The following is an 11930-nucleotide window of genomic DNA, read 5'->3' as shown; positions in this document are numbered from 1 at the left end:
GTCGCTGGGCGAGAGCTTGTAGGCGACGTTGCCGCCCCAGACCGAGTAGAGCGGCGAGGTCACGCCGGCATTGATCTGCAGGATGTCCTGGAAGCAGCTGACGCTCGATTGGCAGGGCGGCAGGGCATAGTAGCGGTTGGGATGGGTCCGCCCGACCTCGATGGACAGCCTGTCGTCGAACAGGCGCTGCTCGTAGGTCAGGATCGAGAGGCGGGCGAAGTCGCGGTTGTAGGTCGGCTGATAGCCCACCGTGGAATCGCCGACGTCGCCGTCCATGTTGCGGTTGTTCCAGCGCAACCCGAAGAAGGTCTGGGTGAAGTGGAACCAGCCCCCCTTGATGCCGGCGAGGGTGTCGAGATCGACGTCCAGGCTGAGCAGATAGTAGGTCGAGTTCGACGATTGCCCCGGACGCAGTCCCGCACTCGGATTGGAGAAGAAGTATTCGTAAGCGTTGACGTCGAAGCTGAGGCCATGGGCGGCGAGACTTGCGGCGTAGGGTGCCAGCGGGCCATGCCACTTCTCAGTGCCATCCGGTGCGACGCCGATGGCGCTCGCATCGGTGCGCGGGCCGGCCTCTCCGGTAAAGGTCTCGACCGCGCTCGGGGACTGGGCTCTTGCGCTCGTCAGGCCGAATGGCAGTGCGCAAGCGAGGCAGGTTCCCAGCAAAACGCTCCGCAGGCGGCGGCTTCGAGACTGGCTCGGTATCGACGGGGAAGGCGCGAAGTCGGTCATCGAGGCTCGTCTCTCGCGGGCATGCGGGGGCCATCGGCCGCTGCGGGCACGCGCTGGGAAAATCGAAAGGGCGAGGGGACCACCGGTCGCGGCGAGACAACAGGATTGTCTTGCGCCGTTCGCCGGCGATGATGGAGAGACCGGGATTCCCGCTCTCATCACCGGCCAATAAGCTTGGCCTGTGCTTGATTATTCTATGACGAAAGAATGCTCGTCAATGAATTGCATTGCTGTATTTAGGCACCGTCTCGAAAGACGCTTTCCTTCTCCGGACTTTCCGGGGAACGACCCCGTTCAGGCCGGGACGCGGGCGGGCGCGGTCCCGAGGCCGAGATAGAACGCCCTGATGTCGTCGCGCCCACGGAGTTCGGCGGCGGTGCCGGTGAGGACGCTGCGTCCGTTCTCCAGCACGACCGCCCGGTCCGCATGGCGCAGCGCCACGGTGACGTTCTGTTCGGCCACCAGGATCGTCAGGCCCTCGTCGCGGTTGAGGCGCTCGAGGGTGCGGAAGATCTCCGCCACCACCTGCGGGGCGAGGCCCATGGAGGGTTCGTCGAGGACGAGCAGGCGCGGGCGGCCCATCAGGGCGCGCCCGATCGCCACCATCTGCTGTTCGCCGCCGGAGATCAGGCCGGCGGGCGCCCGGCGCTTCTGCACGAGGCGCGGGAAGATCGCGTAGATCCGCGCGAGGTCGTCCCGGATGGCGGCGCGGTTCGAGCCGCGCCCGAGCCCGCCGGTGACGAGGTTCTCCTCCACGCTGAGGCCCCGGAAGCAGTGCCGTCCTTCGAGAACTCCGACGAGGCCGGCCCGCACCAGCGCGTCGGTGGGCGTCCGGGACACGTCCCGCCCGTCATAGACGATGCGGCCCGCCGTGACCTGTCCGCGCGCGGCGGGCAGGAGGTTCGAGACCGCCTTGAGCACGGTGGTCTTGCCGGCGCCGTTGGAGCCCACGAGGGCGACGATCTCGCCCGCCGCGACGGCGAGGTCGACACCGGAAAGGGCGCGGACGGCGCCGCCGTAGCGGGCCTCCAGCGCCTCGACGCGCAGCAGTGGCGCGCCGGTCACGGGGTCGCCGCGGCGTGGGTGGCGGCCTCCTCGGCGGCGCAGTTGCGCGGCGTGATGCCGTGCTCCTTGGCATAGGTCGCCGAGGAGGCCTCGATGATCGGGCGCAGGGTCGCCCAATCGGGGGCGATCCAGTCGGAGACGACGCTCCACTTGGCCCCGTCCCATTGCTGGAAGGTGACGCGGCCATCGCCCTCGTGGTTGGCGCAGGTGACGGCGATGGAGTGGAACAGGCCCTTGGCGCCCAGGGCCGCGACGCGGGCCTCGTCGAGACGCAGGTGCTCGAAGCCCCAGCGGACCTCGTCGCCGGTGAGCGTGCGCTGGCCGAACTTCGCTTGCGCCGCCCGCACCGCCTCGACGTTGAGGATGCCGTTCACGATGCCGAGGTTGTGGTAGACACTGCCGATGCGCTTCTTGTCGGCGAGATTGCCGGCATTGCCGTCGTAGACGGTCTTGATGATGTCCTTCAGCACCGGATACTCGGCGCCCGAGGCCTGGGTCGTGATGGCGACGTAGCCTTTGGCGGCCTCGCCCGCCGGAATCACGTCCTCCTCCGAGTTCGACCAGACGTTGCCGACGATGCGGTTGGCCGGAAACCCGGTTTTTTGCGCCGTCTTCAGCGCCACCGGGTTCATCACGCCCCAGCCGCGCAGCACAACGTAGTCGGGCTTGAGGCGGCGGATGGTCAGCCACTGGGACTGCTGCTCGTTGCCGGGATGCGGCACCTCGATCTGCTCGACCGTGAAGCCGTGCTTCTTGGCCAGCAGCTCGTAGATCGGGATCGTCTCCTTGCCGTAGGGCGAGCCGTGATAGAGCACCGCGATGGTCTTGCCCTTGAGCTTGTCGAGGCCGCCCTCGCGGCTGCCGAGATATTCGACGATGCCGGAGGTCTCGCTGTAGGGGTTGAGCAGGAGCGGGAAGACGTAGGGAAAGACCCGGCCGTCGGTGGAATCGGTGCGGCCGTGGTTGATCGTGATGAGCGGCACCTTGTCCTTGGTGATCCGGTCGATCATCGCGTAGGCGATGCCCACGGAGAGCGGGTTCCAGGCGGCGATGCCGGGGCGGGATTTCAGCCGCTCGTAGACCTCGACGCCGCGCTCCACCTCGTACTGCGTCTCGCCCTCGCTCCAGGTCAGCTTGACCCCGTTCACGCCGCCGTCGCGGGTGTTGATGAGGTTCAGGTAGTCGATGAAGCCGCCGAAGAAGCCGGTGCCGCCGGCCGCATAGGGCCCGACCCGGTAGCTCTGGAGCGGGAAATGCTGCTCGTCGGCCCGCGCCGCGCCGGCGAGGACGAACAGGGCGGCGCCAGTCGCGAGCGCGGCGCGCAGGCGGGGCTTGGGTGAGGGCATGGGAGCGTCCTTCAAGGCGGGAGGTCGGAGCTGGGAAAAGACTCAGGACCGGCGGCGCAGGCGGCGCGCGGCGCGGTCGAGGAGCGCACTGAGCCCGGCGGGCTCACGGATCAGGAAGGCGACGATCAGGATTCCGAGGGCGATGCGCTGGCACATCTCCAGCGTGCCGGAATCGAACCCGTCGCCGAGGACCGCCGCGCCGAACCGCGACAGCAGCAACGGCAGGACGACGATGAGCCCCGCGCCGAGGAAGGCGCCCCGCAGGGTGCCGAGGCCGCCGATGATGACGATGAACAGGATCTGGAACGAGCGGTCGAGGTTGAACCCCGCCGGCTCCACCGTGCGCAGGTAGGCGAAGGCCCAGAGCACCCCCGCGACGCCGACGACGAAGGAGGACAGGGCGAAGGCCAGCAGCTTGGTGCGCGCCACCTTCACGCCGATGACGCGGGCGGCGGTCTCGTTGTCGCGCACGGCGACGAAGTTGCGGCCCGTGGGCGAGGTGACGAGACGCCAGGCCAGGACTGTCAGCAGCGCCACCACGGTGAGGGAGAACAGGTAGCGGCCGCGGGCATCCTCGAAGGACAGGCCGGCGACGACCAGGGGCGGCGCGGAGATGATTCCGGACGGGCTGTCGTTGGAGAGCCAACCGACGCGGTTGAGCAGCCAGGCGACGAAGAACTGCACGGCCAGCGTCGAGACCGCGAGGTAGAAGCCGCGCAGGCGAAGGGCCGGCAGGCCCGCCACCAGCCCGGCGAAGGCCGCGACGAGGCCGGCCAGCACGATCGTCACCGGCAGGGGCAGGAAGGGCAGCCGCAGGGAGAGATTGAAGGCGGCGTAGGCCCCGACCGCCATGAAGGCGGAGGAGCCGAGCGAGAGCTGGCCGGCATAGCCGGTGAGCAGGTTGAGCCCCAGCGCCGCCAGCGACAGGGCCAGGAACGGCGTCAGGATCGCCTCGTAGAGGTAGCTGGTGCCGATGAGCGGCACGATCCCGTAGGCGATCACCAGGAGGAGGGCGACGCCGATGCCCCTGGCCGACGGGCGCGGCGGGGCCTTGGCCAGCGGAGCGGAGGTGGTGGCCATGGCGCTCAGACCCGTTCGACGCTGCGCAGGCCGAACAGCCCCGAGGGCTTCAGCAGCAGGAAGCCCAAAGCCGCCACATAGGCGATCCAGCCCTCGATGCCGCTGCCGATGACGGGTCCGAGATAGACCTCCGACAGCTTCTCCACCGCACCGACGATGAGCCCGGCCACGATGGCGCCGAGGATCGAATCGAAGCCGCCGAGCACCAGAACCGGCAGGGCCTTCAGCACCACCAGGGAGAGCGAGAACTGCACCCCGAGGCGCGCGCCCCAGAGCAGCCCGGCCACCAGGGCGACGATGCCCGACGCGATCCAGACGGCGGCCCAGATCCGGGGCAGGCGCAGGCCGGTGTTCAGCGCCGCCAGCGGATCGTCCGCCACCGCCCGGAAGGCGAGGCCGGTGCGGGTGTAGCGGAAGAACAGGCTCAGCACGGCCACCATCAGCCCGGCGACCGCCGCCGCGAACAGGTCGAAGCGGCTCACGAGAATGCCGGCGATGTCGATGGGCGTGTCGTCGATGCCGAGATCGAGCCCGTGCACCTGCGTGCCCCAGGCGAGCTGGGCGGCCCCCTCGATGACGTAGGCGACGCCGAGGGTCGCCATGAACAGGGTGATCGGCGGCTGGTTGACCAGGGGCCGCAGGACGGCGCGCTCGATGGCGAGGCCGAGGAGCGCCATCACCCCCAATGTCGCGGCAAAGGCACCGGCGAAGGGCACGCCCCGCTCGGTGAGGCTGACGAAGGTGAGTGCCGCAAACAGCAGCATCGCGCCTTGGGCGAAGTTGAGCACGCCGGAGGTCTTGTAGATCAGCACGAAGCCGATCGCGACCAGCGCATACATCACCCCCGAGAGCAGGCCGCCGACCAGCACCTCGACGAGGAAGGCGAGATCGGGATTCATGCGACGGTCTCGTCGAAGGCGAGGCCGAGATAGGCGGCGATGACGGCGGGATCGGCCTGGATCTCGGCCGGCGTTCCGGAGGCGATGCGCCGCCCGTGATCGAGGACGGTCACACGGTCCGACAGGCTCATCACGACGCCGACATCGTGCTCGATCAGCACGATGGTGGCCCCGGTGGAGTCCCGCGCCGCGCGGATATCGCCGCTCATCCGCTGTTTCTCGGTGGCGGTCATCCCGGCCATGGGCTCGTCGAGGAGGAGGAGGCGCGGGCGCGCCACCAAAGCACGGGCGAGCTCGACCCGCTTCTGCACGCCGTAGGGCAGCGTGCCGGCGAGCCGGTCGCGATACGCGGCGAGGTCGAGCAGGGCGATGACGGCCTCGGCCCGCTCCTGGTGCTCGCGCGCCTCGCGACGGGCATGGGGAAGCCCGAGGATTTGCGCGGCCAGCCCGGCGGACTGACGGTCGACCAGCCCGGCCGTCACGGTGTCGAGGACGGTGAGCCCCTTGAACAGCGCCAGGTTCTGGAAGGTGCGCGCCACGCCGAGGCGGGCGAGCCGCCGGGTCGGCACGCGGGAGAAGCGGTCGTCGCCGATCCGGATGGTTCCGGAATCCGGCGCGTAGAGGCCGCTGATCGCATTGATGAGGGAGGACTTGCCGGCTCCGTTCGGGCCGATCACCGCATGGATCTCACCCTCCCCGACCGAGAGATCGACGGAATCGAGGGCCACGGTCCCACCGAATCCCAGCGACACGCCCTCGACGGCCAGGAACGGAGCGCCCTCCGCGACGATCCCGGACCGGGATCCTTGGCGCGACGACGGAAGGCGGACGGATCGTGTCCCATCGACGAGATGCGGCCGGACAGCAACGTTCATGATCGCAGAGGTATTTCCCAGGCCGAATCGATGACTTCGCGCCGATGCATCAAGACACCGCCGCAACAAACCCATCGTCAACCGAATGGGCATGTCCTTAACGGACCATCGATAGGCTCAGGATCACCCACAAGACCAATATTGTCAAAAGGATAAAGAGCTCTATTTCTTGAGATAGAATAACATTCCTTCCATCAGGTGCGCGATCGGTAGATCGATCCTGCTAAGGTTGCCTGTGGACCGTCCCGTCCTTGGAATGCGCCCGTCGGCGATGCGGCGGTCGGGCCAGGAAGGGGGGATCCCGATTCCGGGGATCATTGGGGGATCGGCGCTCCCCCGGCGGACCTGCATGGATTTCGACCGCTACCGGACGGCGCCCCCGAAGGCGTTGGCGATGTCGAAGGTGCCGCCGAGCAGGGTGTCCAAGGTCACGATGAGCCCGAGGGCCGCGACGTAGAGGACCGTGAACAGGTCCCTGTCTTCGCCCCCCGCCAGGACCAGGCCGGCGAAGGGAAGGGTCTGAAGCGCCAGGATGGCGGCAACGTGCATGACGGACCTCGTCGGGTCGGGGACATCCCCGACCCCTCGGTCGAGGAGCCGGGGTCTTCGAGAGCCGGGCCGATGACGCGACCCGGACGGATCAGCCGGGCGACCGTGCCAGCTGCGCCTGCGTGGTTACCGGAGCGAGAGCCGGACCTTGCGCGAGGTAGCGCGCTCGCATCGGCCGCAGCACGAACATCGCCAGCGCCGCCGCCGCCACGTTCAGCCCGATGATGATCGAGAACACCGCCGACCAGCCGTAGGTTGCCGAGATGACGCTCGCCACCGGCACGAGGAACGAGGCCGTCCCCTTGGCGGTATAGAGCAGGCCGGCATTGGTGGTGGCGAAGGTGGAGCCGAACGTGTCGCCGCAGGTGGCGGGAAACAGCGAGTAGATCTCGCCGAAGACGCCGAAATAGATCGCCGTCGAGAAGACGAAGACCAGCGGGTTGGTGCCGTAGCTGAGGAGCAGGACGATCGCGGCGGCGGCCGTCGCGAAGGCGATGAACATCGTGTTCTCGCGCCCGATCGTGTCGGAGACGAAACCGAAGAACGGACGCCCGAACCCGTCGAAGATCCGGTCCAGGGAGATGGCGAAGGTCAGCGCCGCCATCTGCAGGCCGAACAGGCTGACCGGCACGTCGGCGACCTTGAAGTCATGGGCGATGGGCGCGATCTGCGCCGCCGCCATCAGGCCGCCCGAGGCCACCATCACGAAGATCGCGTACATCACCCAGAAGACGGGGGTGCGCACCACCTCGCGCGGCGTGCGGTCCACCTTGGTCTGCGGCAGGCGCAGGCTCTTGCGCTGCATCGGCACGGCGACGGAGGGCTTGCGCAGCAGGAACGACAGAAGGACCACGATGGCGCCCTGGCCGAGGCCGAAATACAGGAAGGCGTCCTGGTAGCCGCTGCTGGCGATCATCTTGGCGATCGGCACCACCGTCACCGCGGCGCCCGCACCGAAGCCGGCCGCCGTGGCGCCGGCGGCGAGGCCGCGCCGATGCGGGAACCATTTCAGGGCGTTGCCGACGCAGGTGCCATAGACCGACCCGGCGCCGATGCCGCCGACCACCGCCGCGCCGTAGAGCATCCACAGGGACGAGGCCTGGGAATTGATGAGCCAGGCGAGCGCGATCATCACGCCGCCGAAACAGACCACGATGCGCGGGCCGTAGCGGTCCACGAACCACGCCTCCACCGGCACCAGCCAGGTCTCGGTGGCGACGAAGATGGTGAAGGCGAACTGGATGGCCGCCCGGCCCCAGTGGAACTTGGCGTCGATGGGATCGACGAACAGCGTCCAGCCATATTGCAGGTTGGCGATCATCGCCATGCAGAGCACGCCGAAGGCGAGTTGCCGCCATTTGGCGGAGGGCGGATCCTGGCGTTCCGTCCCGGTTTCCGTTGTTGCCATCCCTGAATCCATTCTTGCTTGGTGGTTCGTGGCGTCGCAGCCCCGCCATCATGCATCAAAATTCAAGGCATACAATATACCACGGATTAAAATTCAGCCTCGCGCGTGCGGACGGTGCGGTGACGGAGCGAATCCGGGCCCGGCCTGCGGAGCGATGCCGGAATGTTGCGCGAGGATCACGATCCCCGTCGAAACGGCGCCCCCGGCTCCATCACCCTCCCGGAGACCGGCGCTCGGACACGCAACCCACGATGCGTCCCGCCGGTCGGACGACGCACGGCGTGACGCCTCCATCCGTGCCGAAAATCGCCCCACCGGGACCGAAAACGAAATGCCACTGGAAGTATAAATACGAACTTTAGAGCTAAAACAATTCCAAAAGATAGCACTTGCATGCATATTACCTTCTTTGCCAGATGAATGCAGAACACGAACTAGAGAGCAGTGGTTCTTTAAAACGTTTCCGATCGATCAAATTCTGGCAAGTCGGATTTCGCTGTGCATCAGCTTTCGCTCAATCAACGTGACCAACCCGCAAAATCGTCCGTGCGCGGCACTGTGATACTTGCCATGCTGTCGAGTGTCGCCGTGCTGGCCGTTCTGTCGAAACCAGTCACGGCACAGGTCTCGGCACAGGGCGCGGACCACGCGGTCACCCTCGATACCTTGTCCGTGGATGGTACCGGCGGCCGGCCGAGCGCATCCGGAGCGGATGCCGGCGGTCCCGTCGGCCCGGTCCGCGGCTACACCGCCACGCGCAGCGTCGTCGGCACCAAGACGGACACGCCCATTCTCGAGACCGCCCAGTCGATCTCCGTGGTGTCCCGCAAGCAGATCGAAGATCAGAACGCGCTCACCATCAACCAGGCCCTGCGCTACACGCCGAGCGTCACCACCGAGCAGCGCGGCGGCTCGGGATCGACACGCCTCGAACAATTCCTGATCCGCGGCTTCACGGCCCCGCTCTTCCTCGACGGCATGCGCCTGCCGAGCAGCCGCGATGCCGGCCCCTCCGTCGATCCGTTCCGCCTGGAGCGCGTGGACATCATCAAGGGGCCGGCCTCGGTCCTGTACGGACAGGCGGGCCCCGGCGGCATCGTCAACCTCGTCAGCAAGGTTCCGTCCTTCGTCCGCCACGGCGAGATCTTCATCCAGGGCGGCGATTACAACACCGTGCGCGGCGGCGTCGATGTCGGCGGACCGGTCGAGGGCCATGGCGTCCTCGCGGACCAGTTCGCCTACCGCATCATCGCCGCGGGCTGGAACGCCGACGGCCCGGCCAGGACCACCTCCATCGAGCGCAGCTTCATCAATCCCAGCGTGACGTGGCGCCCGTCCTCGGACACCTCGCTCACGGTCATCGGCCTGTACCAGCGCGATCCCTATTCCGGCTATTACGGCGCCCTGCCCGCCAAGGGCACGCTGTTCCCGTCGAATTTCGGCATCGCCAACGGGCCGCTCGGCCGCCTGCCACGCGACTTCTACGACGGCGATCCGAACATCGAGCGCTCCGACCGCACCCAGGCCTCGGCGACCTACATCTTCGATCATCGTTTCGACGAGGGAATCCGCGTCCACTCGGCGGGCCGCTTCCTGCGTACCCTCGGCGATTACCGCAGCCTCTACGACTCGACGAGAAACAATCTCGGCTGGGGCGGCCGGTTCCTGAACCGTTCCGTAGGCGGCACGAACGTGGCGATCGATGCCTTCACCACCGACAACAATATCGTGGCCGATTTCCAGACCGGCCCGGTCGCCCATACCGTCCTCGTCGGCCTCGACCATCAGACGCTCTATACGAAAACCTATGCCACTCCGTTCGTGGACGCCCCCTCCCTCGACCTTCTCAATCCGGTTTACGGTGTGGCGACGTCCTTCCCTGCCTTCTCGGGCTACTCCGACAACACCGCTCAGCAGACCGGGATCTATTTCCAGGACCAGCTCAAGTTCGATCGCCTGACGCTGACCCTGGGCGGGCGCTACGACTGGGCAAGCCAGACCGGTCCGACCCGAGACATGGCGGGCAAGCTCGTCAGCGAACAGGATGCGCCGAGCGAAGCCTTTACCGGGCGGGCGAGCCTGCTCTACCTCTTCGATAGCGGCGTTGCCCCCTATGTGAGCTATTCGGAGGCCTTCGAGCCGCTGGTCTCCGGAAAGATCTATATCGGCGACCCGACCTTCGGCCGTTTGCCCGACCCGATCACGAGCCGACAGTTCGAGGTCGGCGTCAAATATCAGCCTCCGGGAACCGACATCCTGCTCACGGCCGCCGCCTTCGACATCAAGCGTCAGAACTCCCTCTCGCCCGACCCCGCCCCAAACCGGCAGACCTTCTCGGTGCAGACCGGCGAGGTCAGCGTGCAGGGCGTCGAGTTCGAGGCGCGGGCCAGCATCACCGAGAACCTCACCGTCATCGGCGGCTTCTCGCTGATCGATGCCGTCAATTCGGCTGGGACCAGCAAGACGCTGAATGAAACCACCGGGCAGAATGTGGAGCTTCTCGGCCTGCGCCCGATCCAGGTGCCGGACACCACGATCTCGCTCTTCGGAAACTACCAGGTCCGCACGGGCGTGTTCGCCGGGCTCGGCTTCGGCGGCGGCTTCCGCTATCTCGGCGGCTCGCAGGGCGACGCCGCCAACAGCTTCAAGGTGCCGGCGAACCTCGTCGTCGATGCCGTCGCATCTTATGACTTCGGCTACCTGTCGCCGAACCTGAAGGGCGTGCAGTTGCAGGTCAACGCGCAGAACCTCCTCGACGAGACCTACGTGCAATCCTGTGCCTACCAGGCCTGGTGCTGGTACGGTGCGCCGCGCACCGTGCTCGCGACGCTCCGGTATCGCTGGTAGACCATGGCCCCGCGGCGGGTGTCATCCGGAATGCGGGGCGTGCGGGCGGCACGCCCTTCGGCCTTGCGCCCGATCGCGTCTCGACCGGGACCGCCCGAGAACGACATGCCTAGAGGATGTGCGGCATGAAGAACGGCCTTCGCCAATCCATGGCCTGGCTGCACGCCTGGTCCGGCCTCGTGGTCGGCTGGGTGCTGTTTGCCGTCTTCGTCACCGGGACGGCCAGTTACTACCGGACCGACATCACGGCCTGGATGCAGCCGGAACTGCGCCGGGAATCGGCGGAGACCGCCCTCGACCTGCCCCGCGCGGCCGAGATCGGGATCGCCCATCTCCAGGCCCATGCCGTGGGCGCACGGTCCTGGTTCATCGGCCTGCCGCAACCGGACCGGCCGATCATCGACCTGTTCTGGCGGACGAAGCCGGGCGCCCCCCCGGACATGGTCCAGCTCGACGGACGCACCGGCGAGCCGGCCTCCTTCAGGAAGACCAGGGGCGGCGACTTCCTCTACCGCTTCCATTTCGAGTTGCACATGCCGCCGCTCTGGGGGCGCTGGATCGTCGGCATCTGCGCGATGATCATGCTGGTGGCGCTCATCAGCGGCATCATCACCCATCGCCGGATCTTCGCCGATTTCTTCACCCTGCGCCGGGACAAGTCGGCCCAGCGCGGCTGGCTCGACGCGCACAACGTCACCGGCGTCCTGGCGCTGCCCTACCACCTGATGATCACCTATACGGGCATCGTCACCCTGGCGATGATGTACATGCCCTGGGGCGTCACCGCCGCCTATCGGGGCGATGCGACGCGCTTCTACGCCGAGACCGCCCAGATCACGACGCAGCGCCCGCCGGTCGGCCGGCCCGGAACCCTGGCCCCGATCGGGCCGATGGTGGCGCGCGCCGTGGCGACGATCCACGAACCGCTGGAGCGCCTGTCCATCGTCAATCCGGGCGATGCCGGATCCACGGTGATCGCGATCTTCGAGGAGCCGCACGGGCTCGCCCACCAGCATCCGCAGATCGCCTTCGACGGCACCACCGGCGAGATCGTCGAGATCCTGCAGGGCGGGCTGAAACCGGCGGCCAAGACCTTCACCACCATGGTCGGCCTGCACGAGGCCCATTT

At 67.4% G+C, this 11930-nt stretch carries 10 protein-coding genes; 2 read left to right on the top strand and 8 right to left on the bottom strand.

Annotated elements, in window-relative coordinates:
- The 8 genes from MKK51_RS20560 to oxlT form a co-directional block, all read right to left on the bottom strand.
- The coding region (locus tag MKK51_RS20560) for a carbohydrate porin (RefSeq protein WP_243980348.1) at positions 1–732 on the bottom strand (732 nt) is incomplete at its 3' end.
- A gap of 294 nt (positions 733–1026) precedes the next feature.
- A complete protein-coding gene (locus MKK51_RS20555; protein WP_243980346.1) occupies positions 1027–1797 on the bottom strand; it encodes an ABC transporter ATP-binding protein in 771 nt (256 codons plus the stop codon).
- On the bottom strand, positions 1794–3143 hold the full coding sequence (locus MKK51_RS20550; protein WP_243980344.1) for an ABC transporter substrate-binding protein: 1350 nt from the start codon (positions 3141–3143) through the stop codon (positions 1794–1796). The genes MKK51_RS20555 and MKK51_RS20550 overlap by 4 nt, the downstream gene beginning before the upstream one ends.
- Before the next feature lie 42 nt (positions 3144–3185).
- Positions 3186–4223 carry a branched-chain amino acid ABC transporter permease gene (locus tag MKK51_RS20545; protein WP_243980343.1) on the bottom strand — a complete coding sequence of 346 codons (1038 nt, stop codon included), beginning with the start codon at positions 4221–4223 and terminating at the stop codon, positions 3186–3188.
- A gap of 5 nt (positions 4224–4228) precedes the next feature.
- The gene (locus MKK51_RS20540) at positions 4229–5122 is read right to left on the bottom strand and encodes a branched-chain amino acid ABC transporter permease (RefSeq protein WP_243980341.1); all 894 of its coding nucleotides are present in this window, start codon (positions 5120–5122) and stop codon (positions 4229–4231) included.
- Positions 5119–5997, bottom strand: coding sequence for an ABC transporter ATP-binding protein (locus tag MKK51_RS20535; protein ID WP_243980339.1), 879 nt, complete (start codon positions 5995–5997; stop codon positions 5119–5121). Before MKK51_RS20535 ends, MKK51_RS20540 begins: the two co-directional genes overlap by 4 nt.
- 363 nt (positions 5998–6360) lie before the next feature.
- A complete protein-coding gene (locus tag MKK51_RS20530) occupies positions 6361–6546 on the bottom strand; it encodes a hypothetical protein (protein ID WP_243980337.1) in 186 nt (61 codons plus the stop codon).
- A 91-nt stretch (positions 6547–6637) separates the two neighbouring features.
- Positions 6638–7954, bottom strand: a complete 1317-nt coding sequence (oxlT, locus tag MKK51_RS20525) for an oxalate/formate MFS antiporter (protein WP_243980336.1) — start codon at positions 7952–7954, stop codon at positions 6638–6640.
- A 570-nt stretch (positions 7955–8524) separates the two neighbouring features.
- Here oxlT and MKK51_RS20520 point away from each other — a divergent pair.
- Complete coding sequence (locus MKK51_RS20520; RefSeq protein ID WP_243980335.1) at positions 8525–10801, top strand: TonB-dependent siderophore receptor; 2277 nt, start codon at positions 8525–8527, stop codon at positions 10799–10801.
- A gap of 125 nt (positions 10802–10926) precedes the next feature.
- On the top strand, positions 10927–11930 hold a 1004-nt coding region (locus tag MKK51_RS20515), incomplete at its 3' end, for a PepSY-associated TM helix domain-containing protein (RefSeq protein ID WP_243980334.1).

Origin of the sequence: Methylobacterium sp. E-045, assembly GCF_022829685.1 — a bacterium.
Taxonomy (GTDB): domain Bacteria; phylum Pseudomonadota; class Alphaproteobacteria; order Rhizobiales; family Beijerinckiaceae; genus Methylobacterium.
Note: the sequence above shows the minus strand (reverse complement) of the source record. Positions and strands in the feature narration are given on the sequence as shown.

Excerpts from the sequence above, each read along its gene's own strand:
- MKK51_RS20550 (WP_243980344.1), bottom strand. The coding sequence starts at position 3,143 with ATGCCCTCACCCAAGCCCCGCCTGCGCGCCGCGCTCGCGACTGGCGCC.
- MKK51_RS20545 (WP_243980343.1), bottom strand. The coding sequence starts at position 4,223 with ATGGCCACCACCTCCGCTCCGCTGGCCAAGGCCCCGCCGCGCCCGTCG.
- MKK51_RS20540 (WP_243980341.1), bottom strand. The coding sequence starts at position 5,122 with ATGAATCCCGATCTCGCCTTCCTCGTCGAGGTGCTGGTCGGCGGCCTG.
- MKK51_RS20535 (WP_243980339.1), bottom strand. The coding sequence starts at position 5,997 with ATGAACGTTGCTGTCCGGCCGCATCTCGTCGATGGGACACGATCCGTC.
- MKK51_RS20530 (WP_243980337.1), bottom strand. The coding sequence starts at position 6,546 with ATGCACGTTGCCGCCATCCTGGCGCTTCAGACCCTTCCCTTCGCCGGC.
- oxlT (WP_243980336.1), bottom strand. The coding sequence starts at position 7,954 with ATGGCAACAACGGAAACCGGGACGGAACGCCAGGATCCGCCCTCCGCC.
- MKK51_RS20520 (WP_243980335.1), top strand. The coding sequence starts at position 8,525 with ATGCTGTCGAGTGTCGCCGTGCTGGCCGTTCTGTCGAAACCAGTCACG.